We start from the raw sequence: 25445 nt of genomic DNA on the forward strand, positions 1-25445 counted from the left end.
GTGCCTCAATTTGTCTCACATCGTAACTGCGCCGCGGTGAGAGAACAAGAGACACTTAGAATGGCAATCCTTTCAATTCCCTTGGATTATGAGGCAGCCTGAGAGGGTCAGATTGGCTGAGAAACGTGGAGTTGGTGCGCCGGACAGAACGAAGCGGATAACATCTATGTAATTGATTTATTTATATTTTAATAAAACCTCCTCGTGTGGCCCTGCAGCTGATTGCAGTCATCACTGCCCGCAAATGAACTTATCTCCATGGATAGCCACTTATATCACCGCCTATCGGGGTCGCAGGCATAACCCACTCTCCACAGCGGCATGCTAACCATCAGCTATCAATGTAAAGCACTATGCTTTTCAACGGCATCAACCTCGCGTGCACGTCAAACTTGACGTGACATCCCGTTCGTCATCCAGCCTAAACTGGAATTCTCCAGCTCGAAACGGTCCAGAAAACAGGCGCAGGAAAGGTAGGCCATAGCATATTCATCTTGGTCAGGGGTCGAGCGGATCGGAGGGATCGACATGAAACGCTGCTCGGTCGGGGCGGAACTCAAAGGCGAAAGGCGTGGATGCTGGCGCCACCACCCCCGGCAGCACACCAGTCTCCGCCCGCGTCCGCTCCTGCAGCACCTTACTGCCGATATATGGGGCCGTCGAAGGGTCGGTGACGATCAGCGAGGGCTGATTGGTGGGGAACCTGGCAGCAAGCAGCAGGCGCGCGCTGTTGCGCAGATTGGTGGTAGTGTGGCGGGCATGAGGCTCGATCAGGATGCGGTCGGCCGGAATAGCGTATTGCGCGATCAACAGCCGCTTCATCTCGATGGCTTCATTGAACGGCGTACGATTAGGATGAACATTGCCGCCGCTGACGATTATGAAAGGAGCGAGGCGCCGGGCGAACAGATCGGCGGCCCGCGCCATGCGGATATGGCCGAGCACGCCGGTGCGCGATTTAGCGTCTTCGGGGCCATGGCCGAACACCAGAAGCGCGGGATACCGATAGTCGCTCCAGCGCGTGCGCCGAACCTGCGCCAAAGCCGCTGTATTCTCGCCGGCCAGCAAAGGGCGAAAGGCGGCGGCGTCGGTGCGCTCATTCAGGCGAAGCAGCCCGATGCCAAAGCGCAGCGACGGGTCGAACACCAGATCATCGGGGCGCGCCGCGGCTTCGGTCACCCGGGCATGGGCATCCAGCACAGCGGCAAATTCCGGCCTTTTCACATCGAAGATGATGGCATCGATTGCCGGATAACGCGGCGGCTCACCAGCTCCATACACTGCAACCAGATGATTGAGGCCAGCTGCGGTATCGGCCCACGCCGCTGCCAACAGTTCGGCATCAGCAAGTGCCGCATGGCGCGCAAAACGTCCGGAGGCCCGCAAATGGGTGGCCACCAGCCCGTCGGCTATGCCAGGGCGCGCCGCCACCATGCGCAATGCGGCGGTGACGGCGGCAATATCAGCCGGTGTCCATGCCCAAGCCTGTGCCAGACACTCGGGCCGCGGGGTGCACGCAGAAGCTACGGCCACACGCTGCGCCCGCGCCGCTGCCAGTGCCTGCAAGGCGGGATAGGCGCGCAGGGCCGGCGTCCAACCGGGCGCACGCCTTATCATCGCTAGCAGCGGAAAGGTCAGCGTTTCCAACGAGTCCACAAATGGCGCCGCATAACCCGGCGGGTCCATCGCCATTGCCGGGTATGGCCATGCCACCGATGAAGACATCGCCAGCACTCCCGCGGCCACACCGATCATGGATGTACTTTGCATGCGATGCTCTCCCCGGGCGGCAGGTTGCAATGCACACCGCTTGACTATGCGCTTTACCACGCCTTGATCAGCACGAAGCGGACATTTTGGCCGAACAGTGGCCAGCGGCAAGCCGCGACGGGGTTTACCAGCAAGAATACGCTGGAAGCCGAGCTGATGCGCGATGCCGCCATTATTTGAAAAGCGATGGGCAAGTTTTCAGGATTTTGGGCGAAGAACGAACGACCGGCGTGCCGATCCTTGTGAACTTCCCACATGCAGAAGTGAGCTTTAAAAGCGCCGACAGCGCGGTCTAGCCTCTCTGACTTATTGCCGAGGTGCAGCGGCAGAGGTATTCATTAGGGCTTGCAGAAACGTGTTTTACACCCCCCTATTTCCGTACGAATGCAGTACGTTTTAAGAAAAAGTAAATCTACTTGATTTATTAAATAATGCGCCAGACAGAATTTTATCGATAGCGTCTTTATGGTTGATTTATTAATATTTTTATTAAGTTGCATCGTCTGTTTTCATTCCGGATTGCGGTTATTAATAACCGCTCAGCGAATTATGTAGCCCGATCTGTGCAGAGACTTCCGCCCATCGGCTTCCACATGCGGCGTAAGCGCGGCAGCCTGCGGGCCGTTTGGAAAGGCTCTAAACGGCCAACTGTGTTTCCATCCCCAATTCGACAAGACGGCGATACTGGCCGGCGGATTGGCTGATGAGGCTGCTGTGGGTTCCCGTTTCGACAATGCCACCTTCGCCAAACACCAGGATAAGATCAGCATCGCGGATCGTGGACAGACGATGTGCGATTGTGATGGTGGTGCGGCCGGTCACCAATTCAGCCAGTGCCTGCTGCACCAGCACCTCAGTTTCGTTATCAAGGCTGGATGTCGCTTCGTCGAGCAGCAGGATCGGCCGATCAGCCAGCAAAGCCCGGGCGATGGCGACGCGCTGGCGTTCCCCGCCCGAAAGCTTGGCGCCGCGTTCACCAACAACCGTGTCATAGCCGTTCGGCAGTATCTCGATGAACAGATCCGCGCGGGCGCGCCGCGCGGCATCGCGCACCTGTGCGTTGGTGGCATCAGGCCGTCCGTAACGGATATTGTCGGCCAGACTGCGGTGAAACAGGATGGGATCTTGCGGCACGATGGCAATCATCGATCGCAGTTCTGCGATCGCCAAATCGGAAATGTCGTGACCATCAATGCTGATGCAACCGGAATCGATCTCGTACAGCCGCTGAACCAACTTGGTCACTGTCGATTTGCCGGAACCCGATGGGCCCACGAGGGCAACATGTGATCCGGCTGGCACCACAAAGCTGAGACAATCGAAAACTTGTCGGCCCGATGGATAGCTGAAGCTGACGTGGTCAAACTCTATCCGTCCGGCGACTGCGCCAGCCGGCAGGCGCCGCTGGGCATGTTCGGCCCGGTGGCTGGCGATCAGGAACTCAGCTGCATCTTCAAGCTCGGCATAGGCGCGCTGGGTGGTGCGGATATCCTGCCCCAGATTGCGCAAGCTGCCCGACAGCAGCGCAATGGCCGACATGACAAATGCGATGTCGGCCACGCCGGCCTGCCCCTGCATCGCTTGCAATGCCACCAGCGCCAGCACGCCCAGTTGAGTTGCCATCCACAGCAATTGCTGGACCGCGTTTGTATCGGTCGCACGGTCGAAGGAGACCACGGCAACCTGCGCCCAATGGTCCGAAATGCCGCGCAGGCGTTCATCCTCACGCGGTTCGGCACCGAAGGCCTTGACTGTGCTGTTGCCGGCAACGGCGTCGGCTAACGCCCCAGTCAGTTGGCTGTCGCGCGTGGCGGCGGAAACGCTTATCGGGCGCACCCACCGCGTGGCCAGCATCCAGCTGGCTAAGAAATAGACGGTGGCGCCAGCGGTGAACGTCAAACCGGCAAGCGGGTAACGCCAGCACAGGATGGCCCCGACGATCAGCAGGGTCAGCACCGGCTGAAACAATCGCAACACGATGATGTTGCTCAGCATGTCCAGCGCCCAGCGCGCCCGGGAAATGCGATGCACGGTGGCGCCGGCAAAGCTGTTGGCGTGCCAGTCCGCAGGCAGCCGCTGCACCCGCGCGAACAGATCCAGCTGCAAACGCTGCATGGCGCGGGTGGTCAGGCCGTTCCACAGTCGGTCCAGCCATTGGCGCAGCAGGATGGCCGCCGCCATGGCGCTGGCCACGGCGAGCAGCGACTGCAAAATTATCGCCGTGGCAACCCCCGGCCCAATCTGGGCCACCGCACCGGCCAACTGGCCAAGTGCCAGCGGTGTCGCCGTTTCGGCAGCAACCACCAGCAGCAGCAGTGCGATGATGGCCGCGATCCGGCCACGCTCGGTCAACCAGTAACGGGCAAAGGCCGCCAGCGTTTGTTGCCAGCTCAAGGTGGTGGTGCGCCGTGGCACATGTGAAATGCCTGCAGTGCCGCTCATGACAGTCGTTCCAGGTTGCAAAGGATGGCAGGATGGTCGCTCGGGCCTCCTGGCAAGTCTTCCGGGTCGGGCGGCAGCATGATCTGGCGATCATAACGCCAGCATTCGCCCAGCGCCGGGAACAACAGCACATGATCGATGGCGCCGCCAACCCGGCCGCCGCTTGCAGCCGTTTGTGCCTGTGCAACACATTCTGGGTGCAACCGTGGATGTTGAAACAGGCAGGCCAGTTCCGGGGCGGCGGCCGTCCCATTGAGATCACCCATAAACAGCGTGGTGCAGCCGGGATCGGACAGCAGCGCGGACACGGCCGCATCAGCTTGCGCGCGGCGCAAGGACTGACCGTCGGCAAGGTGCGTGAAGTGGGTGCAGCCAATGCGCAGTGGCCGGCCTTCCCAGATTAGGTTGGCGATCAGCAGGCGACGCTCACCGTCCCTAGGGTCTTCGGGCAGGGCAATGCACGTAGCAACGGAGTGATGCTCTTTGGTCAACAGGGCAAGATCAGAGCGGCTGTCGAGCAGTCCGGTACCGTGCAATCGCGGCTTCCCACGCTGTGCAGCCCTCGCCAACTGGAGGTTGCAGCGATGAGCAATCTGACTTGCAACATCGATGTCGGCTGCCGGCGCAAAAAAACACTCCTGCAGGGCAATGATGTCGGCATTCAAGGCCACCAGTCCGGACAGGATGCGCCGCATGCGATCAGCAAAGCGGCCGTCGTTCTTCCAAAGGTTGAACGACACCGCGCGCAGCACGGCCATCCTCAGGCCTGCCGGGTGCCGGCGACCCACACCCCGCGCACGACGGGCAGGTGGCCGTGCAGGCTGACCCATAGCAGATCGGCACGTTGGCCCGATGCAATCTCGCCGCGGTCCACCAGCCCCAACGCATGGGCCGGCACCTTGGAAACGGTTGCCACTGCGGCGGGCAGCGACCAGCCATGCGGCGGTTCGGCCAGGCGAAACGCACATTCGATCAGGCTGCGCGGCACATAATCGGATGCAAAGCCATCAAGCAGGCCTTCCTCGGCCAATTCGGCCGCGCCGACATTGCCCGAATAGGAGCCACCGCGCACCAGATTGGGCCCGCCCATGATGTTGATCATGCCCCGGCGGCGCGCTTCGGCTGCCGCTTCGTGCGTCACTGGAAACTCGGCGATCACCGCACCGGCGTCTTGTGCGGCCGCCACATGCTCCGCTGTCTCGTCGTCGTGGCTGGCGAGCACGATGCCGTGGCTCGCGGCCGACGCCCCAACATGGCCCCGGTGGGCGTCAGCATAAGCTGCCTGGTTCTCGCGCCGCTGGGCCAATCGCTCGGCCACTTCACCTTCGTCTAGTTCGCTGCGCCAATTGCGATTCAGGAAAAATTCGAGATCGCGATATTGGCGCTGGCCGGGCGTGTGATCCATCAGCGAGGCCAACCGGGTCATCGGATGAGCCATGAATTCGTCGACCAACTCCGGCAGATGCGGGGCGGGCAGCTCGCAGCGCCAATGCACGAAATGGTCGGCACGCAGCGCGCCAGACGCCCGTGCCGTGTCCACGCCGCCCAACAGTCGGCGCAGATTGGTCAACCCGCGCGCTTCACTCTTGTTCCACGACCCCAGGGAAAAGCTGTCGAACACGGTGGTGACGCCGCTGGCGATGCAGACGCCATCGTGAGCGATGGCGGCGGACACCGGATCCCAGTCAATATTCGGGCGCGGAAAGAAATGGCGCTCCAGATTGTCGGTATGCATATCGACAATACCAGGCGTTACAAAGTCACCATCAACATCAAGGCCTACACTTGAAAAATCACCTTCTTTTATTTCTTGAATGATGCCGTTTTCGATGATGACCGAGCCATGGACGACGGCTTCCGCTGTAACGATACGCGCATTGGTGATGATCTGCATACTCATGAACCTGAAGCTCCGTTGGGTTCGGGTGTGGGGGGCGACTGCATGACCAGTTCAACGCGGTCAGCTGCCAGACGCGCCTCGCCGTATTCGAGGATGGCGCCATCCAGGTCCACATTGGTAGCGCGGGTAATGATCAATGGGACATGCTGCGGCATGCCCAGCAGTTGGGCTTCGCCTGGTGTCGGCAACCGGGCATGGATCCGGGTGCGCAGCCGCACATAGTCATGAATGCCAATTGTAATGAGCGTTGCCGTGATCGAGCCGCACTGTTCGTAGACCTCGGCAAAGCCCGGCACACGGACGGCAACGAAGTAATGGTCGCTGATCCCGGTTGCCTGCCCATCCACTACAGAAAGCCGCTGAAGGCGCAGCATTGCCGTGCCTGCCTTTACCTCGAGTTCCCGGGCGACGTCGGCCGGCCCGGGGATCACTTCCAAACGCAGTGTTTGGCTCGAATGAACTGCACCGGCCGCTCGCACCGACTGGCTGAACCGGGTCCTCTGGGTGATCGGCATCTGAAACGTTGATCGGGAAACATAGCTGCCGCGGCCCTGGTGGCTGATGATCAAGCCCTTTTGCACAAGCCGGGACAGTGCACGCCTTACCATGTGCCGGTTGACGTAGTATTTTCGGACAAGCTGCTGTTCGCTCGGCAGTTTGTCGCCTGGTGCCAGCCGGCGCTCAGTGATGGCCCGCTCTAGATCGGTCGCTATCGTGTCCCACATCCCCGTTCGCCCTCCAGCGCCCGGATTAATAAGGAATCATGACAGTAACATTTAAGCGCCAACAAGTTTTAAATTGGTCATATTTCTGCAATGTTGATTTGTATTGAGCTGAATATTTTCTTTTCTATAAAAGGCTTCGGTGTTCCTTGGGATATATTCGTTATGGCTGAGAGCGAAATGCAACAAGGGCAGGAGGTTGTTGAGGCGCGGCAGCGGACCCATGCGCTTGTGGCCCGTAATCCTCAGGAGACGGTGCGCGCATTGTTCGAATCGTTGCCCGATTTGCCGGCTACCCAGCGGCTGCGGCCCAGCGAAACCGGGCTGATCATGGTGCGCGGACGTATCGGTGGTGATGGTGCCCGTTTCAACCTGGGCGAAATGCCTGTCGCCCGCGCGACCATGCAGATTGCCAATGGCACTGTTGGTGTCGGCTATGTGATTGGCCGGGATCACGACCACGCCGAATTGGCGGCGCTTGCCGATGCCATGGTGCAGGATCCGGCGTGGCGCGATGTTCTTGAACAACACATTCTGGTGCCGCTGGCCGAACAACAGGCCGCCCGCGAAGCGCTGGAGGCGCGCAAGGCGGCAGCGACCAAGGTGGAGTTCTTCACGATGGTACGCAACCGGGGGCCGAAATGATTGCTGCGCAAGCGCTTGCCGATATGGCGCCGGGTTTTGCCGATCTGGCGCTTGATGCGCAGCGAACCTTTCGCCGCCTGATGGATTCCATGGCCAAGCCCGGACGCGTAACGGATCTAGATGTACTGGTCTCACCGCCCGTGCTTGGTTTTGAAGCGGCCGGAGCCATTGCGCTGGCGCTGCTGGATTTTGAAACGCCAGTTTGGTTCCCGGATGACGCTGACGGCCGCCGTCTGGCAAACTGGGTGCGGTTCCATTGCGGTTGCCCCGTCACCACTGATCCTGCTGCCGCCGCCTTTGCTCTGGCTGGGCCGCACAACGTGCCGCAGATTGATCATTTCAACGCCGGCGATGCCAAATACCCGGAAAGGTCGACGACACTGCTGATCGTCTGTCCGGCCCTCGTGGGCGGAGCGGCAATCGATATGACCGGGCCCGGTATTGCCGAACCGTTGTCCATTGCGCCGGCGGGCCTGTCTGCGGCGTTCTGGGGCGCGGTGGCGCAGGATCGTGCCCGGTTCCAGCTCGGTGTCGATCTCGTGTTGACCTGTGGCACTCAGATCATCGGTTTGCCGCGATCAACGCGGATTTCACCGTCTTCAGCCAAAGGGGAATGAACCATGGCCTATGTCTCCGTAAAAGGCGGTGAGCGGGCGATCGACAACGCCCATCGCTGGCTCGACGAAAAGCGCCGCGGCGATCCCGGTGTGGCCGAGATCGGAGTTGCCCAGATCCGCGAACAACTGTCGCTGGCGGTTGACCGGGTCATGGCCGAAGGCAGCTGTTACGATCCCGAACTGGCCGCCCTGGCGCTGAAGCAGGCGCGCGGCGATGTGACCGAAGCGATCTTCCTGCTGCGCGCCTACCGCACGACCTTGCCGCGATTTGGCATGTCGCAAGCCGTCAGCACCAAGGACATGGCTGTCCAGCGGCGGGTTTCGGCTGCCTTCAAGGATATTCCCGGCGGCCAGATTCTCGGCCCGACCTTTGATTATACCCACCGGCTGATCAACTTTGATCTGGCCGACACCGGCCCCGACACCAAGGCCACCCTCGCCAGCAAGCCGCTGGCTGACCAGATGCCCACGATCGCTTCCGTGTTTGCGCACGAAGCGCTGCTGGAAACACCGGAAGCCGATCCAGCGGACGGAAGCGAACCCTATGACCTGACTCGCGAGCCCATGGCGTTCCCGGCCGGACGTGACCAGCGGCTTCAGGCGCTGGCCCGCGGTGACGAGGGCTTTCTGCTCAGCCTCGCTTATGCGTCGCAGCGCGGGTGGGGCAACACCCACCCCTTGTGCGGCGAAATCCGCATGGGCAACGTCGTGGTGGAATTTCAGCCCGAAGAGTTGGGATTTCCGATCGAAGTGGGCGAAATCACTGTCACCGAATGCCAGATGATCTCGAATTTCGAGGGTTCGGCAGAACGCCCGCCGCAATTCACGTTCGGTTATGGACTGGTGTTTGGCCACAATGAACGCAAGGCCATGAGCATGGCGATCGTTGACCGCGCATTGCGTCATGCTGAAGTGGGCGAAGCGCCCGCTCACGCCGTACAAGACGAGGAATTTGTCCTGTATCACAGCGACAATGTCGAAGCGTCGGGCTTCGTGCAGCATCTCAAGCTGCCACATTATGTGGACTTCCAGGCTGAGCTTCAGTTCATCCGGCGCCTGCGCCGGGAATGGCAGGCTGCGCGCGCGCCGGGCGATGGCCTTTCGGAGGCAGCAGAATGACCATTGCAAATCAGAGCAACCGGCGCGCCTATAACTATGCCTATCTTGATGAGCAGACCAAGCGGATGGTGCGCCGCGCCATTCTCAAAGCCATCGCCATCCCCGGCTATCAGGTGCCATTTGGTTCGCGCGAGATGCCGGTACCTTATGGCTGGGGCACGGGCGGCATCCAGTTGACGGCCGCGATCATCGGGCCCGACGATGTGTACAAATGCATCGACCAGGGTGCCGACGACACCACCAATGCCGTTTCCATCCGCCGCTTCTTTGCGCGGGTTGCCGATGTAGCCACCACCGAACGCACGCAGGACGCCAGCATCATACAGACCCGGCACCGCATCCCTGAGGCGCCGCTGGGACCGGGCCAGATCATGGTCTACCAGGTGCCTCAGCCCGAACCGCTGCGCGGCCTTGAACCGCGCGAAACTGAAACACGGGCCATGCATGCCTATGAGGAGTATGGACTGCAGTATCTGTCACTCTATGAAAGCGTGGCAGCTTTTGGTCGCATTGCCGGCGGGGCAGGCTACCCGGTGCTGGTAGACGAACGCTACTTGATGTCGCCGTCGCCAATCCCAAAGTTCGACAATCCCAAACTGCATCAGAGCGAGGCACTGCACCTGTTTGGCGCTGGGCGCGAAAAGCGGGTTTATGCGGTGCCGCCTCACACCGATGTGCGCAGCCTGGATTTCGAAGATTATCCTTTCGAAGTGCAGAGCTGGGATGAAGTCTGCGGGCTGTGCGGCTGCGGTGAAAGCTACAAGGACGAGGTCATTCTGGATGATGCGGGCAACCGCATGTTCGTTTGTTCCGACAGCGCATATTGCGGCGATCGCCGCGTCGCCGGCCATGCCGGACCTATGGCTGGGCACGCGCTGGACGGCCTGGCAACCGGCGACGACAACACAGATGATGACGCCGCCGCTGTGGGGATCGAGGCATGACCGTCATGACACAGGTTCAATCGGACGGGCCGCTGCTGTCCGTAAAAGGTCTGCATCATTACTTCGGTCCGCTTGCCGCGTGCCGCAATGTATCGTTCGAACTTCGCCGTGGTGAGATTCTCGGCATTGTCGGTGAAAGCGGGTCGGGCAAGACCACGCTGCTGCGTTGCCTTTCGGGCCAGTTGGCACCCGCCAGTGGGGAGGTGCTTTTTGCCAGCCGCCGTCACGGACTGACCGATATCTTTGCACTTTCGGAGCAGGATCGCCGCAGAATCAGCCGGGAAGAGTGGGGCTACGTCCACCAGAATCCGCGGGACGGTCTGCGCATGCGGGTGTCGGGCGGTGCCAATGTTGCTGAACCGATGATGATGAATGGCACCCGCCATTATGGCCAGATGCGGGCGCTTTCGCTGGATTGGTTCGCACGGGTGGAACTCGACACCGCCCGCATCGACAACAAGCCGCGCACCTTTTCGGGGGGCATGCAGCAGCGGCTGCAGATCGCCCGCAATCTGATACATGGTCCCAGTTTGGTGTTCATGGATGAACCCACCGGCGGGCTGGATGTGTCGGTGCAGGCCCGCCTGCTTGATCTAATGCGCGCGCTGGTGCGCGACATGGGCCTAGCAGCGATCATTGTAACCCATGACATCGGCGTGGCGCGGCTGCTGGCCGACAGGCTACTGGTGATGAAATCGGGCGACGTCGTGGAACAGGGTCTGACCGATCAGGTGCTCGATGATCCCCAGCATGGTTACACCCAGTTGCTGGTGTCTTCCGTTCTGCAGATTTGAAGGGGCAAACGATGCACCAGACCGATCAGCCCGCCATCCGCATCACCGGTCTTGGCAAAAGCTTCACGCTTCACAACCAGGGCGCTGCCGTGGTTCCGGTGTTCGCCGATGTCTCGCTGGAAGTTCGCAGCGGCGAGTGTGTCGTGCTTGCCGGCGCTTCGGGCATGGGAAAATCCACCTTGTTGCGTTCGATCTATGCCAATTATCTGCCGTGCGCGGGCAGCGTCGAGATCAGCCACGACAGCCAGTTCGTGGACATCACGCGCGCCCCACCGCATCTTGTGCTCGACATACGGCGGCGCACGATGGGCTATGTCAGCCAGTTCTTGCGCGTGATCCCGCGCATCCCAACCCTGGCTCTGGTCATGGAGCCCTTGCTGGAAAATGGCGTGGACGCAGCCGAAGCCAGGGAACGCGCCGAAACCATTCTTACCAAACTGAACCTGCCGCCCACGCTTTGGCAGCTGCCGCCGGCGACATTTTCCGGCGGCGAGCAGCAGCGGGTGAACATCGCCCGCGTGATGGTGCGCGAGTATCCCGTGCTGCTTCTCGATGAACCCACGGCGTCCCTTGATGCGGCCAACCGGTGCACGGTCGTGGCGTTGATGAACGAAGCCCGCGCACGGGGCACCGCGATGGTTGGGATCTTCCACGACGAAATTGTGCGCGAACAGGTGGCAACCCGCTTGTTCGACGTAGCGCGTCACCGCGCGGCCGCATGATGACCGCAATCGCCGCCGCGACCACGATGCACCAGCAGGTTATGTTCAGTCGTCGGATCGTCCTTGCCGATCGCTGCATCAGCGGTGAAGTTGTTGTTCGCGGCGGTTTCATCGCCGAAGTCGTGGAGACCGCAGATCCGTCAGGGACGGCTGTCGATCTGGGAGATGACCTGCTGATCCCCGGACTGGTGGACATCCATACCGACAATCTGGAAAAACATTATCAGCCGCGTCCCGGTGCCAATTGGGATGATCTGGGCGCGGTAATAGCGCACGATGGGCAGTGTGCAGCCGCCGGCATTACCACTGTGCTCGATTCCCTCGCCCTGCATGGCGAACGCAACGGGCTCGACCGAGCTGCCGCTTTTCCCAAGTTGGTTGCTGCGATTGACCAGTGCACGCGCGACGGCCTGCTACGTATCGATCATGGCCTGCATTTGCGTTTCGAGGTGACCAAGTCAGCGATCCTGGATATTGCCGCGCCTTACCTCGATCATCCTCGGCTGCGGCTGTTGTCGCTGATGGATCACCGCCCCGGCCAGCGCCAATTGCACCTGAAAGCGCCGTCTGATCAGGCGGCGGACGACATCGAAATCGCCGATATGTGCCGCCGTAATCGACGCCACCTAGCCGACATCTGTCATACGCAGGGCGTTGCCCTGGCCGGTCATGACGACGCCACGCTTGAACATATTGCCGAAGCAGTGTCATTTGGCTGCACCATGGCCGAATTTCCTGTGACCCAAGTGGCCGCTCAGGCTGCCCGCCACGCCGGTATGACGATCGCCATGGGGGCGCCCAATCTGGTGCGCGGCGGTTCCCATTCCGGCAATCTTTCGGCCAAGGCTGCCGCGCAGGCCGGCCTACTCGACATTCTGGCTTCAGACTATATTCCGCTTTCCATGATCCGGGCGGCATTCTTGTTGGTCGAACCAGACCAAGGCTTTTCGTTGCCCGATGCGATCGCAACAGTAACTGACAATCCGGCGCGCGCTACCGGCCTGACAGACCGCGGGCGAATTGCGCCGGGCCTGCGTGCCGATCTTGTGCAGGTGCGTTGGCAGCCGGGCCGTTGGCCGCTGGCACTTTGCGTGTGGTTGGCCGGCAACCGGGTGGCCTGATGCCGATGCCCGAACGTTTTGCCATTTATTACGCCCCCGATCCCGAAAGCGCATTCTGGCAGCGCGCGGCTGCCTGGCTGGGACGCGACGCGGCCACCGGTGTTGTGCTGCCACAGCCGGTGTTACCAGGGTTCGATGGCCAACGTTTCGAGGCCTTCACTGCCGATCCGCGTCACTATGGCTTTCATGCAACACTGAAGGCCCCCTTTGCCCTCGCAGAAACGGCGACACAGGCTGATCTGATCGCTGCAGTGGCCATGCTTGCGAGCACACATCCCGCCTTTAACGCAATCATCGAGCCTCAAGCGATGGGCAGTTTCATCGCATTCAGGCTCGCCGCGCCGTCAACATCCATGCAGGCGTTGCATGAATCAAGTGTTCGCCTGATTGATCCGTTTCGGGCTCTGCTCACCCCGGCAGATATGGCCAGGCGCCTGCGTGCGCCCTTGACCGATCGCCAGCACGAACAACTTGCTGCTTGGGGTTACCCTTATGTCTTTAACGATTTCCGCTTTCACATGACGTTGACTGGCCGGATCGAGAATAGTGGAGACCGGCAGCAGTTGCTCGATGCCGCCATCCAATATTTTGCGGACGATTGCGGACAGCATCAGGTGACTTCGATCAGCCTGTTTCATCAGCCCGACGCCAAAAGTCCATTCACGATATTGGCGCGTTTCACGCTGCCGCAGCCCTGACCGCCGACACGAATTTTGCGGCTGCAGCCTCAAGTGTTCCGTCATTGTCGATGATCGTCACATCTGATCCTGTGGGCTCGGCTGGTGGCAAACGCGCCAAACGGGCAGCGATTTCGTCAGCTGTTTCGCGACCGCGACCGGCAATGCGTCTGGCCAGAACCTCCAGCGGTGCCGTTACCCAGATAACCGCTACGCGCGCAAAGCGCTGTCGGGCCAGCTCGATCGCGCCGCGCGAGACATTGCACACTACGGTCTGCCCGCTTGCCAGCGCTGCACCGATGGCCGTTGGAATGCCATAGCCATGACCATTGGCTTCCCACCACAGCGCGTAGGCCCCGTCATTGCAGCGCAGTCGAAATTCGTCGGTGGTCACCGGGTTATGGGCTTCACCGCCCGAGCCTGCCGGACGGGTGACATCCCGGGTTGGAAAGACAAAGCCGGTATTGCCAGCCAACACATGTTGCGCCGCGGCCAGCAGACTGTCCTTGCCGGCGCCTGAAGGCCCCACCACCAACACCAGCACCCCAGGGCGGACCGCTTCAGCCATGGCGGGCGATGAAATCAGCAGCATTCAGCCGGCGGAAATCCTCCAAAGCCGCTGCCAGCCGCGCATCATCCCAATCCCACCAGGCCAACGCCAGCAGCGCTTCGCGCAGCGGTTCTTCAAAGCGGAAGCGCAGGATGCGGGCCGGCACACCGACCACGATCGCAAAGGGCGGCACGTCCGTCGACACAACCGCGCCAGCGCCTACAACGGCGCCAGTACCGATGGTCACGCCAGCCAGCACGGTGGCGCCGTGGCCAATCCAGATGTCGTGGCCCATGACAACACGATCGGCACGGCGCCATTCGAAGAAATCGGCGTCATCATTATCGGCCAGATCGTATGAAATGGCCCGGTAGCTGAAATGATGCTGAGCTGCACGCCATGTCGGATGGTTGCCTGGATTGATCCTGACATCGCGGGCAATCGAGCAGAATTTGCCAATATCGGCATAGGTAGCGCTGGAGTCGCTGACGATATAGGAATAATCGCCGAACGCGACTTCATTCAGCTGGGTTCGCGCTCCCACCCGGGTCCAACGCCCAAGGGCGCAGTCGACCACGGAGGCCTCCGCATCAATCTGCGGTTCTGGCCCCCGGTTGACGGAATGGGGCCGAGCGGGAACTTGGCGTGCAACATAGGCCATGCCGCGTTCTGCGGCTGTACCAGCAAGGCGGCTGTTCATCGCGCCACCACCCTCTGTGCGGGCGTCGCCAAGAGCGGCTCCATGATCGGCAAGGCCTCTCTTCTCTCAGGCGAGCATGCATCTTCAGGATCGACCGTAACGCCATAAATTGCCGCGACGGCCCGATCAGTAAGGCTGCTGACAGGGCCGTCAAATACGATGCGTCCCTGGTTCATGCCGATGATGCGCTGGCAATAGCGGCGGGCGATGTCGATGGAATGCAGGTTGATCAAAACGGTCAGCCCGCGCGATCGGTTGATATCGACAATGCTTTGCATGACGATTTCGCTGTTGACCGGATCAAGCGACGCGACGGGTTCGTCGGCGAGCAGAATTTCCGGATCCTGCACCATAGCGCGCGCGATAGCCACGCGCTGTTGTTGACCGCCTGAAAGATATTGCGTCCGCTTAAAGGCGGCTTCGGCCATACCCAGTCGGTCCAGCTCAATGACGGCACGCGCTCGCAGTTCCGGTGTGAAATAATTGGCCAGCGACGGCAGCACCGGCCGGGTAGCCAAAGTGCCCAACAAAACGTTGGTGAGCACATCAAGGCGCGGAATGAGATTATAATCCTGAAAGATCATTGCGGCCCGGCGGCGCCAGTTCCGCAAGTCGCGGCCCGTGTAGGCAGACACGCAAGCGCCCTGCCAATGGATGCTGCCCGCTTGCGGCGTATACAACCGGTTGATCAAGCGTAACAAACTGCTCTTTCCAGAGCCAGACCGACCGATAACGCCAACCATTTCGCCGCCGGCAATCGACAGCCGCGCGTTGTCAACCGCCACCACGTCGCCAAAGCGGCAGACCAGACCATTAACTTCGAGCATGGAGACCCTTCCCCGTTCAGATCAGCCGCGCCCGCAGACGCTGCGAAACCTCGTCCAGCAAACCGACGATCACGATGTACAAGATCGTGATCAACGCCACTTCGTCGAAGGCGAAGATGCGGATCCGCTCGTTGAGTTCAAAACCGATGCCGCCGGCACCAACAACACCTACCACTGCGGCGGCGCGGAAATTCTGTTCGAGGTAATAAAGGCACTGGCTAAGGCAGACTGGCAGGACCTGCGGCAGCATACCAAAACGGATCACCAACGACCCACTCGCACCCGTCGCCTGCAAGGATTCGCGCTGGCGGCGATCGACACTCTCGATGGCTTCGGCAAACAGCTTGCCCAGCCGCGGTATGTCGGCAAACGCCAGCGCCAGCACACCCGGCAATGGCCCCAGCCCAAACGCTGCGACCAGGATCAGGGCCCACACCAGTGCAGGGATGCCCCGGAACACATCCATCATCCGCCGCACGATGAAGTGGATGGCCGCATTGGATACCAGATTGCGTGCACCCAACAGCCCCAGCGGCAGAGCGCCCAAAATGCCCAACAATGTCCCCAGCACGGCCAGGCCCAGCGTCTGTGCGATCGCGAGCAGTAACCGCGACCATTGCCCACCGGCGCTTGGTGGCCACATGGCAGCCAGTATGCCGCCCAGCTTGCCAATGCCATTGGCCAGCACGTCGGGCCCCAGATCAAGATCGATGCAGCAAGCGATAAACAGCGCGAAGATGGCCGTCGCAATCGCCCATGGTCGCAGCCGCTCGCTCAATGGTTTGTCGATTGCGCGCGGCACGCGGGCGCGGGCGCGGGCGATCATATCGGCAGGCGACAGAGCCACTGTGTCGTTCACGCCATCGCCCCGATCAAGCGGTGGCGCAGCCGTTCCGACACAAGATCAATGACCGTTATGCAGGCAATGATCAGCAGCAGGATGGCAAGATAGGTATCGAATTCGGTGAAGCTGATGGCGCGCTGCAACTCCACACCGATGCCGCCGGCACCGACGATGCCCAGCGCCGCTGCCGCTGACAGATTCAGCTCCAGCCGCAGCAGCCAATAGGATACCAGTTGCGGCAACAATTGTGGAATGACGCCAAAGCGCATCTGCAACAGCCAGTTGCCACCCGTGGCAACAATTGCTTCCACTTCGCGAATCCGGGCGTTTTCCATGCACTCGCTGAACAGCTTGCCAAGCGAGCCCGTGGTGCTGACGATCAGGGTCAGGACGCCGGCCACCGGCCCCAGGCTGAAGGCCGACGCAAAGATCAACGCCAAGATCACATCCGGGATCGTTCGGGCCGCATCGAGGCTGCGGCGTATCAGCACCCGCAGCGGCCGGTTTGCGTTGAGATTGCTCGCAGCCAGAAACGACAACGACAGTGCAAACACGCCTCCAACCAGCGTGCCGACGATGGCCATGGCGACGGTTTCGCGTATGGCCGCCAGCCACAGCGGCAGATCATAGAACCAGCTGGCCAGTGAACCATCTGTGTTGCGGCTGGCAAACAGCTCATCGGCTCGCAGGTGCGGGGTCATCCGATCGACGAAGGTCGCCACGCGTTCGCCCCAACCAAGACCGACAGAACTGTTGCGCAGCTCGCTCAATTCCAGCGAGACCGCCAGCAAGGCAGAAACCAGCAACAGCCACCCGAGATTTTGCAGGCGATGCGCAAGCCGGCGTTTTCGCCAATCCTGTTCGAACACGGCAGCACGGCGGCGATCCTCTGCATCAAACAGGGCTGAAACGCTCATTGCCCTGCCGGTTCCAGCGCCGTTGCCTCAACAGGTGTGATCTCGCGCCCGCCCGGGGCCAGCCAGGCAGCAATGGCGGGCTGTTCCAGAAACAGTGCGATGTGAATGCCCACCAATCGCGCCCAGCTTTCCGGAGCGATGTTCCGGCTGACGCTCCATGCCACTGCCACCGGTTCCCGACCGCGCCACACTTCGCGCAGGCCAGCACAGGGCGTTTCGTCCTTCTTGGTGCCGCGGCAGTAACGGTACCATTCGGCCCCGCCAACAGCAGCCGCATCGCCAGCGCCGCTGCGCAGTGCGGCGGCAGCGGTTTCCGCATCGGGCTGGGCGCTTGCTGCCGCAAGACTGGCGGCGGGAAAACCAGCGCTTGTGAGGATCCGGCGCACACCATCCAGAATATCGCTATTCTCCCGCGACAGGATCAGCCGCGCCCCCACGCGGCCGGCCGCGGGCGCCAGATCAGCCAAGGTCCGGGCCGGCGCTGCTTCGGGTACCACCACCACGGCAATGGCCCGGCCTGGCGCCGTGTCGGGACGCACGGCGAGGATCGGACGGATCTTTTCCGTCACCGGCGCCAGGCCGGCCCTGTCCACAGGGCCCATCTCGATGCGGCCATCGGCAATGGCCGCAGCAATGGCACTATACTCCGCCATCGGGCACAGCGAGACCGGAACTTCCATGCGCGATGCCAGGTGCTGCACATATTTGCGCTGCGCTGCGGGCCATTCCGGCGCATCCGATCGGCACGGCGATGCGGCCGGCGCCAGTATGCCGATGCGCAGCTGTTGCAGTGTCGGCGGACGAGCTGCCCCGGCTTCGGTATCCTTGCTGCTGCCACCGCACGCGACCAGCATCAGCGCAGCAACAGTGCCTACGACAAGACGAGCCATCATTCGCCGGATCCTGATCGCCGCTGGCTGATGTCCTCGGCCCGAATGGCCATGATATCAGCGTAGTCGGCCCGGCTAACGGGGTGGAAATCATTGCCGGGTGCCTGCCCCATGCTGGCCCAGACATCGGGCTTTTCATACGGCAGCATGGCAAGCGCGCCGCGCAGCACATCGGCAAACGCCTGCGGCCGATCGGTGCGCATTACGTAAGGTGAGTTGGGCATCGGGCCTGCTGTCCAGATGATCCGCATCTCATCAAGATTAATCAGCCCCCGGCGGGCCAGACTGACATGGTTGCCCGTTGCAAAGCCGGTTTCCGGCGTTCCGGCGCTGACCGTGATCATCGCCGCATCCACCCGGCCGTTCATCATGGCAAGCAGGGCTTGCGTGCCGCCGCCAGCCATGATCGATTTTGCAAAAAAACGTTCGGGATCGAGCCCTTGCTTGATCAACTCACGGCGCGGATAAATATAGCCAGAGGTCGAGTTGAAATCGATGTAGGCAATCGTCTTGCCCTTCAGATCGGCCAAGGTGCGAAACGGAGAAGCCGCCCGTACGGCGAGAGCGGAATAATAGCCGGTGTTGCCTTCGGCTTGCCGGATCAACAGGAAAGGCAGCACCTTGCCGCCCACTTGGGTATCGACGTTGGCATAGGAACCGGCGCCCATGTTGGCGAAATCCACCTGGCCCGATGCAATAGCTTGTATCACGCCATTGTAATCCGACGCTTCGAACGTTTCTACCGGAAGCCCGGTGATAGCCTGCAGATGGCTGCGGTAACCGGACCAGGTGGCAGCAAAGGCCGGATCGGCCTCATCGCCCTTTACGGCAGCCCGAATCTTGCCAACGCGCTGCTGCCAGCTTCCTTTGGGAAAGGCTGGCGGCTCGTCCTTGGCGCAGGCGGCCAGCAACACCGATCCCACGCAAAGCACGGCAAGGGCAACCAAATATTTGGGCAGTCTGATCCCCAGTTCCATGAGTTTCCTTGTTACCGAACTCCATGTTGTTTTTATTACCTCGACAAGATTGGAGTTTCCCAAAACAACGAAATTATTAGTTTATTTTCAAGTGCTTGCATGGAACACCGAGTGCGTGGGCAGGAACAAGTTCCGCGATTGTCACGAATTGTTCATTCGGACAGCGGCTCCATATTGCGGCGTCAGATAAGGCTTGCCGTGGTTGGCAGCGCCAATCCCTGTTCGCCATCCGCTGCAACAAACCCCTTGAGAATGCTGACCGCGAGGCTCCGGCCGGGCATTTCAAACCGCAGATCACGGCCGGCCGTCAGCGCAAAGCGTGTACCAGGCAACGGATTGTAACCGGGCTGCGATGGCCCAAGGCCATACTTGAGATGGTGCGAGACATCCCAATATTGTGCAGACCCATCCACCTGTACCGCGATCCAGCAATGGCCCGGGCGCGAAAGGCTTTGCCCGGCCTTGAAAAACACGCCGCTAATATACGCGGCGTCCATTTTGCCCGCCCGCATGGCCGCAACGGCATAGCTGTGCGTGTCGACACAGGTTCCTGCGTGCGTGTCACAAACCAGCGCCGGCATCGCAGCTTCGCCATCGCCCAGCCCGCGTTCGCGGCGACCATAAACGAAGCGCGCGTCGATATGTTCGATGATCCTGTTCACACGGGCCTGCCCGTCTGTGGTGCCGGCCAAACCGTCGATCAATTCTGCCAAGGCCACTGATGGTTGTTCGTGGGCGCCACCGGTCGACCCGAACAGCCATGCCGGCGCCATCCCGGCCGCATCGCTGAAGTCCACGTCAACAACGGCACAGCCACCCTCCGGTTCGATCAGCAAGGCGCTCTGCCCGCTGTTGCTCGCGGTCACCCGATCAAGGCAATTTCCCGCCACAACATCGATCGCGATCACCGATTGTTCGGGCGTGTTGAATGGCACGCCGAACAGCAAGGGGGCACTGTTGGTTGCTGGCTCGGTGAGGGAGAAACGGACCCGCGTCGGCATGGCTGTTTTGCAAACCTCCGTCATCTCGGTTCAGATCAACACAGAAAACGGGCGCTGGCGTCAGCGGTGACAAGCAGGACGGGCATCGAAGCCAGTTCCAGCCAAGAATCGCCTTTGGCATCTGATCCGAGATGATGCTGACAGGCCACCACGTCCACCCTCGATCGCAGTTTGTGAGACCTGGCTACCGTTTGGTGGAGTCAGAGCCGTTGCGGAGGCATGAAATGAAAATGAACTGACAAAAACTTGGCGTGATCTGCACCTGATTTGCGGCATTTTTGGGGGTTTGGGCCGATAGCGGTTTGGTCGGTTTGTGAATGCCGCGGGTGAAGCGCTCGAAGGGACGGCCACCTTTGAATGGCTGATTCTTAGCCACTTAAAAGGGAGCAACGTCCAGCGTAGCCAGTCTTGGGCGTGCAACATTTCGGACGCCACGGCGTCACAAACTGCCACTACGCCGCCGCCAATATCAACAGGCGTCGGGGGCTGCATGCGTGTTTTGATGACGGCGATAACCGCCATGGCTTTGGCTATGCCGGCTTTTGCGCATGATGGTGACCATGGACCGCCGCCTTGGCAGGGTGCCACGGCCTGGCCGGATCGCATCGTGGCGACCTTCGAAGGTGATCCGTCGCAAGCCTTTGCGGTGGCGTGGCGCACGGCTGCAAACGTCACCGCCACCCGCGCCGAAATCACGCTGGCCACGCCGGATGCGCGAATCGATCTGACCGGGCGCAGCGTCGCCGCCGTCACCGAACGCGTCGATCTCGATACGGTGATCGCCAATGGCCGCGCGCTGGCCGTGCAGGCCAACGACACGCTGCACGCCGCGGCCTATCACAGCGTGCGCTTTGATGGGCTGAAGCCGGACACGCTCTACGCCTATCGTGTGCAGGGCAGTGACGGCCACTGGAGCGAGTGGTTCCAGACCCGCACGGCGCCCAAATCCGGGCCGATCCGCTTCATCTACATGGGCGATGCGCAAAATGGCGTGCTGTCCCTGTGGTCGCGCACCATTCGCGCGGCCTTCCAGGCCGCGCCCGATGCGCGCTTTATGCTGCACGCCGGCGATCTGGTGAACCGCGGCAGCCGCGACATCGAATGGGCGGATTGGTTCAAGGCCGGCGGCTTCCTGCATGCCATGATCCCGGCGATCCCGGTGGCCGGCAATCATGAATATGACATGGCCGATCCCGCCGATGCCGCGCGCCGCCGCCTGCTCAGCCATTTGTGGCGGCCGCAGTTCCGCCTGCCAGTCGAAGCGGCGCTGCCGGCCGCTGTGCAGGAAACCGCCTATGCCGTGCATTATTCGGCCGATCTTGATGTGTTCGTGCTGGATACCAACCAGCCCGATCTGCAGCCACAGGCCGATTGGCTGGACGCGCAACTGAAAGCCTCCAAGGCGCGCTGGCGCATCGTCACCATGCACCATCCGATCTTCAGCTCGGCCGGGGAGCGGGACAGCCCTGCCGGCCGGGCTCTGCTACTGCCGATCCTGACGGCCAATAGCGTCGATCTGGTGCTGCAGGGCCATGATCACACCTATGCGCGTGGGCTGCTCAATGCGGGTGCCCAAGCGCCGCGTCGCGCCGGCTTCAAGGTGGGCGACACCATGACCACGATGTTCGTGAACAGCGTTTCCGGCCCCAAGCAATATCAGTTTCGCAAGCAAGGCTGGGATGATTACGCACCGACCGGTGTGAAACTGGAGCGGCAGGGCGAGAATGGCCAGTTCTTCCAGGTCATCGGCATAGATGGCAACCGCCTGAGCTACACCGCCTACACCACCGATGGCGTGCAGTATGACGCCGCGGTGATCGAAAAGCGTGGGGCCACAAAGCGCCTGATCAAGAACGACAAGACCGAACCGCCGACCCGCCGGTTCGACAACACGCTGCCTTACAAGAGCCCGAATTTCTGAAGCTTCACCGCTGCGCACCCGCGCGGCTGCACGACAACACCCCACACTGGAGAAACCAATGATACCGACCCGTTCCATTCTGCTGGCCAGCGCCGCGCTGAGCCTTGTCGCGTCCCTGCCCGCCGCTGCCCAAATGGCTGAAACTGCTGCCGCTGCTGATGCCGGCTCTGCTGCCAGCACCGGTCAGGTGAGCGGTGTCGTCACTGATGCAAGTGGCAACTTTGTTGCTGGTGCCACCGTGCGCATCGAAGGTTCCTCGGTTGTCGAAAGCACCACGGCGCAAGGCCGCTTCACGCTGCGCGGCGCACCCGCCGGCCAGCAGAAGATCACCGTTCGCTATTTCGGCGGTGCCGACGTGACTCAGACGATCACCGTCGTCGCCGGCCAGGATACCGAAATCAACGTGTCCCTGGCGGCTGCGGCCGGCACTGATGGCGAAATCACCGTCACCGCCTCGCGCCCGATCGCCGAATCGCTGGCTGCCGCCTTGCAGGTGCAGCGCGCCTCGACCGCGCTGGTCAGCGTGCTCGCCGCCGACAGCGTCGGCCGCTTCCCGGATCAGAACATCGCCGCCGCCATCGCCCGCCTGCCCGGCGTCGCCGTGCAGCGCGACCAAGGCCAGGATCGCTTCATCAGCCTTCGCGGCGCCCGCACCAGTTGGACCACGGTGTCGTTTGACGGCATCAACGTGATCAGCCCGGCCGGCCGCGAAACCCGCTTCGATACCATCCCGGCCGGCATCGCCAGCCAGGTGGCGGTGCGCAAGGCCGTCACCGCCGATCTGACCGGCGAAGCCGTCGCCGGTCAGGTTGACATCCGCACCCGCAGTGCCTTCGATTATCCCGGCTTCAAGGTTGCCCTCGATGTCGGTGCCGGTTTCTCGGCACTGGGCGGTGGCCGCCAATACAACTTTGCTGGGCACATCTCAGAACGTTTCTTCAATGACACCGTCGGCATCCTCTTGTCGGCCTCGCGCTTTGAAGTCGACATGGTCACCGACAATTTCGAAGCCGATCCTTGGGAAATTGCGCCGGAAGATCGCCTGCCGGGCTTCACCGACCGCGTGTGGGCGCGCGAGTTTGAAAACAAGCTCTACCGCCTTACCCGTTCCAACACCGCCTTCAGCGGCAAGATCGATTGGCGCCCAGACAACAACAATGAAATCTTCCTGAGTTCGGTGCTCACCGAATTCCGCGACGACGAACTGCGCACCCAGTTTCTGTTCGATTTCGATCAGAATGCGGTCAGCACCGACAGCACGGCAGCCCAGGCGACCGCCCGCCGCACCGGCTATGCCGATATTCGCACCGGCAACACGCCGCTGCAGGGTACGCTGTTCGGCATCGAAATCGACAGCACATTGAACAGCCTGTCGTCACGCCAGCGCATCTTCACCAACACGCTGGGCGGCAATCACATCTTCGGCGAATGGAAGGCCAACTGGCGGTTGAACTACACCCGCGCCCAGGACGATGCCCGGCACCCGTACACCTCGACCTGGGTCAGCCCGTCAGATCGCACGCGGCGTCCCAGCATCATCTATGATTTCAACGACCCAAGCGATAACAAGGTCACACTGTTCAACACGCTGGCCGATGCCAACCAGAATTATTCGCTGGGGGCCCGCCGCGATGTCGTCACCACCACCGAGCTTGATTTCGTCACCATGAACCGGGCCAACAATCGGGCGCAGACCGATGCCTACACGGCGCGGCTTGATTTCGATCGCACGATTTCGCTGTTCGGTCAGGACACCAAGATCCAGTTCGGCGGCCAGTACAACAAGCGCACCAAGGAAAACAATGTTTCGGTCATCGAAGCCCGCGCCGCTGATCTGACCGCCAAGGGCATTGCGCTGCCGCGGCAGGACGCGATCTCGACCAACGCACCACTCAAGGTCAACATTCCGATGGGCTACGGCTTCCGGTATCATGACAGCCAGCTGGGCAGCGACCTGCTGGACAGCTACATTGCCGCTGGCGCCTCACGCATCCAGCCCAACACCACCGAGAACAACTTCTACGAAGTCACCGAAGAAATCTTCGCCGGCTATCTGATGGGCACGATGTTCTTCGAAAACGGCAATATCGTTGCCGGGGTTCGTGCCGAGCGGGTGAACAATACCGGGCGGGCGAACGGCACGATCAACGGCGTTCGCCAGGAACTGAACACCAGCTCCGGCAACACGCTGCTCTTCCCCAGCCTGCATTTGAACTATGATGCCACGGACGAAATCAAGCTGCGCCTGTCGCTCAACACCGGTGCGGCCCGGCCGGACTATACGCTGCTGCGTCCGAACTTGACAATCAACGACCCGCTGCTGACGATTTCGGGCGGCAACCCGTTTGCCGTGCCTGAAAAGGCGGTTGGCGTGGACGCCTATCTCGAATGGTACATGGGCAACCAGGGCTTCCTGTCGGTTGGCGTCTACTACAAGAAGGTCCGCGACGTCCTGTTCGACTTCACCCAGCCGTTCGGCAACACGGAGTTCGACATCCCCGGCTTCGAGCGTTCGACCTACCAGTTCAGCACGGAGCTCAACGGCGGCAGCGGCAATATCAAGGGCATTGAAATCGCCTATGTGCAGCCCTTTGGCGGCCTGCTAAGCAGCATGGGTGCACCGGAATGGCTGCAAGGCCTCGGCTTCCAGGGCAACATCACCCTCAATCGCTCCAACGCCATTACCCCGGATGGCCGCAAGGTCCGGTTGCCTGATGCGTCCAACACCAATTACAACGCTTCGCTCTATTACGAACAATATGGTCTGTCTTTGCGCGCCAGCTGGCAGTATCGCAGCGATTATCTGTTCGAAATCGGTACTGCCGAACAGGGCGGCGATGGCTTCTGGCAGAGCGTCGGTCGCCTCGATCTTTCGGCGCGCTATTCCGTCAGCCCGCGGGTCGAGTTCTTCGTAGATGCCACCAACCTGCTCGACGAACCGGGTCGTCGTTACCGCGGTATCCCGATCCGCGTGCTCGAGTTCGAAAAGTTCGGTGCCCGCTTCATGGGCGGCGTGCGCATCAACCTGGGCGGCAGCGGCAAGCGCTGACGGTCCTCAGGCAGGAAATTGGGCGGGGTGGCAGCAATGCCGCCCCGCCTTTTTTGTGCACCAGTTTACGGCGCAGCCAAGCCAACCCCGCTGACCTGACCCCCTGATTTTCCTCCACGATGGATTAGAGTTCGGCCCTTGGAGAGGACAGAGGTGGCTCGGTTTATCTGCACAGCCCCGCGCGATTGCTAAGTGTAGCGGCTGCCGGTTTCATGCCGCGGCGAGAAGCGGTTGGTTGAAGTAGACGTGATCGGGGGTCTTGCGGTCAAGCGATGAGTGCGGGCGCCTGCCGTTGT

Annotated in this window: 23 protein-coding genes; 10 read left to right on the plus strand and 13 right to left on the minus strand. The window is 61.3% G+C overall.

The genetic code is table 11. The features are described from left to right. Positions 1–498: 498 nt before the first annotated feature. The 5 genes from Q7O19_RS09765 to phnF all read right to left on the minus strand — a co-directional run bounded on the left by Q7O19_RS09765 (position 499) and on the right by phnF (position 6837). On the minus strand, positions 499–1881 hold the full coding sequence (locus tag Q7O19_RS09765; RefSeq protein ID WP_303810242.1) for a YdcF family protein: 1383 nt from the start codon (positions 1879–1881) through the stop codon (positions 499–501). Positions 1882–2406: 525 nt separating this feature from the next. Further along, positions 2407–4212 (minus strand): ABC transporter ATP-binding protein, encoded by a 1806-nt coding sequence (locus Q7O19_RS09770; protein WP_303810244.1) that lies wholly within the window; start codon positions 4210–4212, stop codon positions 2407–2409. Next, positions 4209–4970, minus strand: coding sequence for an endonuclease/exonuclease/phosphatase family protein (locus Q7O19_RS09775; protein WP_303810245.1), 762 nt, complete (start codon positions 4968–4970; stop codon positions 4209–4211). The genes Q7O19_RS09770 and Q7O19_RS09775 overlap by 4 nt, the downstream gene beginning before the upstream one ends. 2 nt (positions 4971–4972) lie before the next feature. Further along, complete coding sequence (locus Q7O19_RS09780; RefSeq protein WP_303810246.1) at positions 4973–6112, minus strand: alpha-D-ribose 1-methylphosphonate 5-triphosphate diphosphatase; 1140 nt, start codon at positions 6110–6112, stop codon at positions 4973–4975. Continuing rightward, positions 6109–6837 (minus strand): phosphonate metabolism transcriptional regulator PhnF, encoded by a 729-nt coding sequence (gene phnF, locus Q7O19_RS09785; RefSeq protein WP_303810247.1) that lies wholly within the window; start codon positions 6835–6837, stop codon positions 6109–6111. The genes Q7O19_RS09780 and phnF overlap by 4 nt, the downstream gene beginning before the upstream one ends. 90 nt (positions 6838–6927) lie before the next feature. Here phnF and phnG point away from each other — a divergent pair, with 90 nt between their 5' ends. From phnG to Q7O19_RS09825, 8 genes are read left to right on the plus strand one after another with little or no spacing between them, the layout of a single operon-like run. Then, positions 6928–7479 (plus strand): phosphonate C-P lyase system protein PhnG, encoded by a 552-nt coding sequence (gene phnG, locus Q7O19_RS09790; protein WP_303810249.1) that lies wholly within the window; start codon positions 6928–6930, stop codon positions 7477–7479. Between the two features lie 23 nt (positions 7480–7502). After that, entirely contained in the window at positions 7503–8096 is a 594-nt protein-coding gene (gene phnH, locus Q7O19_RS09795) for a phosphonate C-P lyase system protein PhnH (RefSeq protein WP_303810251.1), read from the plus strand. A gap of 3 nt (positions 8097–8099) precedes the next feature. Next, positions 8100–9215 carry a carbon-phosphorus lyase complex subunit PhnI gene (locus tag Q7O19_RS09800; RefSeq protein ID WP_303810253.1) on the plus strand — a complete coding sequence of 372 codons (1116 nt, stop codon included), beginning with the start codon at positions 8100–8102 and terminating at the stop codon, positions 9213–9215. Next, positions 9212–10159, plus strand: a complete 948-nt coding sequence (locus tag Q7O19_RS09805; RefSeq protein WP_022680379.1) for an alpha-D-ribose 1-methylphosphonate 5-phosphate C-P-lyase PhnJ — start codon at positions 9212–9214, stop codon at positions 10157–10159. Before Q7O19_RS09800 ends, Q7O19_RS09805 begins: the two co-directional genes overlap by 4 nt. Beyond that, positions 10156–10953: a phosphonate C-P lyase system protein PhnK gene (phnK, locus tag Q7O19_RS09810; RefSeq protein WP_303810255.1), complete on the plus strand. Its 798-nt coding sequence runs from the start codon at positions 10156–10158 to the stop codon at positions 10951–10953. The genes Q7O19_RS09805 and phnK overlap by 4 nt, the downstream gene beginning before the upstream one ends. Positions 10954–10964: 11 nt before the next feature. Further along, the gene (gene phnL, locus Q7O19_RS09815) at positions 10965–11675 is read left to right on the plus strand and encodes a phosphonate C-P lyase system protein PhnL (protein ID WP_303810257.1); all 711 of its coding nucleotides are present in this window, start codon (positions 10965–10967) and stop codon (positions 11673–11675) included. A 41-nt stretch (positions 11676–11716) separates the two neighbouring features. Then, positions 11717–12796: an alpha-D-ribose 1-methylphosphonate 5-triphosphate diphosphatase gene (locus tag Q7O19_RS09820; protein WP_303810272.1), complete on the plus strand. Its 1080-nt coding sequence runs from the start codon at positions 11717–11719 to the stop codon at positions 12794–12796. After that, the gene (locus tag Q7O19_RS09825; RefSeq protein ID WP_303810259.1) at positions 12796–13494 is read left to right on the plus strand and encodes a DUF1045 domain-containing protein; all 699 of its coding nucleotides are present in this window, start codon (positions 12796–12798) and stop codon (positions 13492–13494) included. Before Q7O19_RS09820 ends, Q7O19_RS09825 begins: the two co-directional genes overlap by 1 nt. Here Q7O19_RS09825 and phnN read toward each other — a convergent pair. The 8 genes from phnN to Q7O19_RS09865 form a co-directional block, all read right to left on the minus strand. Further along, a complete protein-coding gene (gene phnN / locus Q7O19_RS09830; RefSeq protein WP_303810260.1) occupies positions 13475–14065 on the minus strand; it encodes a phosphonate metabolism protein/1,5-bisphosphokinase (PRPP-forming) PhnN in 591 nt (196 codons plus the stop codon). The genes Q7O19_RS09825 and phnN overlap by 20 nt on opposite strands. Further along, complete coding sequence (locus tag Q7O19_RS09835; RefSeq protein ID WP_369692462.1) at positions 14034–14723, minus strand: chloramphenicol acetyltransferase; 690 nt, start codon at positions 14721–14723, stop codon at positions 14034–14036. Before Q7O19_RS09835 ends, phnN begins: the two co-directional genes overlap by 32 nt. Further along, a complete protein-coding gene (phnC, locus tag Q7O19_RS09840) occupies positions 14720–15550 on the minus strand; it encodes a phosphonate ABC transporter ATP-binding protein (RefSeq protein WP_303810262.1) in 831 nt (276 codons plus the stop codon). The genes Q7O19_RS09835 and phnC overlap by 4 nt, the downstream gene beginning before the upstream one ends. Before the next feature lie 16 nt (positions 15551–15566). Continuing rightward, positions 15567–16409, minus strand: coding sequence for a phosphonate ABC transporter, permease protein PhnE (phnE, locus tag Q7O19_RS09845; RefSeq protein WP_303810263.1), 843 nt, complete (start codon positions 16407–16409; stop codon positions 15567–15569). Continuing rightward, positions 16406–17311 carry a phosphonate ABC transporter, permease protein PhnE gene (gene phnE / locus Q7O19_RS09850; protein ID WP_303810264.1) on the minus strand — a complete coding sequence of 302 codons (906 nt, stop codon included), beginning with the start codon at positions 17309–17311 and terminating at the stop codon, positions 16406–16408. The genes phnE (Q7O19_RS09845) and phnE (Q7O19_RS09850) overlap by 4 nt, the downstream gene beginning before the upstream one ends. After that, complete coding sequence (locus Q7O19_RS09855; protein WP_303810265.1) at positions 17308–18204, minus strand: PhnD/SsuA/transferrin family substrate-binding protein; 897 nt, start codon at positions 18202–18204, stop codon at positions 17308–17310. Before Q7O19_RS09855 ends, phnE (Q7O19_RS09850) begins: the two co-directional genes overlap by 4 nt. Further along, entirely contained in the window at positions 18201–19178 is a 978-nt protein-coding gene (locus Q7O19_RS09860; RefSeq protein ID WP_303810266.1) for a phosphate/phosphite/phosphonate ABC transporter substrate-binding protein, read from the minus strand. The genes Q7O19_RS09855 and Q7O19_RS09860 overlap by 4 nt, the downstream gene beginning before the upstream one ends. Positions 19179–19360: 182 nt before the next feature. Beyond that, complete coding sequence (locus tag Q7O19_RS09865) at positions 19361–20179, minus strand: transglutaminase domain-containing protein (protein ID WP_303810267.1); 819 nt, start codon at positions 20177–20179, stop codon at positions 19361–19363. 532 nt (positions 20180–20711) lie between these two features. Here Q7O19_RS09865 and Q7O19_RS09870 point away from each other — a divergent pair. Next, the gene (locus Q7O19_RS09870; protein WP_303810269.1) at positions 20712–22100 is read left to right on the plus strand and encodes an FN3 domain-containing metallophosphoesterase family protein; all 1389 of its coding nucleotides are present in this window, start codon (positions 20712–20714) and stop codon (positions 22098–22100) included. A gap of 58 nt (positions 22101–22158) precedes the next feature. Further along, entirely contained in the window at positions 22159–25149 is a 2991-nt protein-coding gene (locus Q7O19_RS09875; protein WP_303810270.1) for a TonB-dependent receptor, read from the plus strand. The last annotated feature ends 296 nt before the right edge of the window (positions 25150–25445 follow it).

The organism is Sandarakinorhabdus limnophila DSM 17366 (genome assembly GCF_945882885.1).
Classification (GTDB): Bacteria; Pseudomonadota; Alphaproteobacteria; order Sphingomonadales; family Sphingomonadaceae; genus Sandarakinorhabdus; species Sandarakinorhabdus limnophila_A.

What these genes read in the sequence shown, in the direction of transcription:
- Q7O19_RS09770 (WP_303810244.1), bottom strand. Translation starts at nt 4,212, where the DNA reads ATGAGCGGCACTGCAGGCATTTCACATGTGCCACGGCGCACCACCACC.
- Q7O19_RS09775 (WP_303810245.1), bottom strand. Translation starts at nt 4,970, where the DNA reads ATGGCCGTGCTGCGCGCGGTGTCGTTCAACCTTTGGAAGAACGACGGC.
- Q7O19_RS09780 (WP_303810246.1), bottom strand. Translation starts at nt 6,112, where the DNA reads ATGAGTATGCAGATCATCACCAATGCGCGTATCGTTACAGCGGAAGCC.
- phnF (WP_303810247.1), bottom strand. Translation starts at nt 6,837, where the DNA reads ATGTGGGACACGATAGCGACCGATCTAGAGCGGGCCATCACTGAGCGC.
- phnG (WP_303810249.1), top strand. Translation starts at nt 6,928, where the DNA reads ATGTTGATTTGTATTGAGCTGAATATTTTCTTTTCTATAAAAGGCTTC.
- phnH (WP_303810251.1), top strand. Translation starts at nt 7,503, where the DNA reads ATGGCGCCGGGTTTTGCCGATCTGGCGCTTGATGCGCAGCGAACCTTT.
- Q7O19_RS09800 (WP_303810253.1), top strand. Translation starts at nt 8,100, where the DNA reads ATGGCCTATGTCTCCGTAAAAGGCGGTGAGCGGGCGATCGACAACGCC.
- Q7O19_RS09805 (WP_022680379.1), top strand. Translation starts at nt 9,212, where the DNA reads ATGACCATTGCAAATCAGAGCAACCGGCGCGCCTATAACTATGCCTAT.
- phnK (WP_303810255.1), top strand. Translation starts at nt 10,156, where the DNA reads ATGACCGTCATGACACAGGTTCAATCGGACGGGCCGCTGCTGTCCGTA.
- phnL (WP_303810257.1), top strand. Translation starts at nt 10,965, where the DNA reads ATGCACCAGACCGATCAGCCCGCCATCCGCATCACCGGTCTTGGCAAA.
- Q7O19_RS09820 (WP_303810272.1), top strand. Translation starts at nt 11,717, where the DNA reads ATGTTCAGTCGTCGGATCGTCCTTGCCGATCGCTGCATCAGCGGTGAA.
- Q7O19_RS09825 (WP_303810259.1), top strand. Translation starts at nt 12,796, where the DNA reads ATGCCGATGCCCGAACGTTTTGCCATTTATTACGCCCCCGATCCCGAA.
- phnN (WP_303810260.1), bottom strand. Translation starts at nt 14,065, where the DNA reads ATGCTGCTGATTTCATCGCCCGCCATGGCTGAAGCGGTCCGCCCTGGG.
- Q7O19_RS09835 (WP_369692462.1), bottom strand. Translation starts at nt 14,723, where the DNA reads ATGAACAGCCGCCTTGCTGGTACAGCCGCAGAACGCGGCATGGCCTAT.
- phnC (WP_303810262.1), bottom strand. Translation starts at nt 15,550, where the DNA reads ATGCTCGAAGTTAATGGTCTGGTCTGCCGCTTTGGCGACGTGGTGGCG.
- phnE (WP_303810264.1), bottom strand. Translation starts at nt 17,311, where the DNA reads ATGAGCGTTTCAGCCCTGTTTGATGCAGAGGATCGCCGCCGTGCTGCC.
- Q7O19_RS09855 (WP_303810265.1), bottom strand. Translation starts at nt 18,204, where the DNA reads ATGATGGCTCGTCTTGTCGTAGGCACTGTTGCTGCGCTGATGCTGGTC.
- Q7O19_RS09860 (WP_303810266.1), bottom strand. Translation starts at nt 19,178, where the DNA reads ATGGAACTGGGGATCAGACTGCCCAAATATTTGGTTGCCCTTGCCGTG.
- Q7O19_RS09865 (WP_303810267.1), bottom strand. Translation starts at nt 20,179, where the DNA reads ATGCCGACGCGGGTCCGTTTCTCCCTCACCGAGCCAGCAACCAACAGT.
- Q7O19_RS09870 (WP_303810269.1), top strand. Translation starts at nt 20,712, where the DNA reads ATGCCGGCTTTTGCGCATGATGGTGACCATGGACCGCCGCCTTGGCAG.
- Q7O19_RS09875 (WP_303810270.1), top strand. Translation starts at nt 22,159, where the DNA reads ATGATACCGACCCGTTCCATTCTGCTGGCCAGCGCCGCGCTGAGCCTT.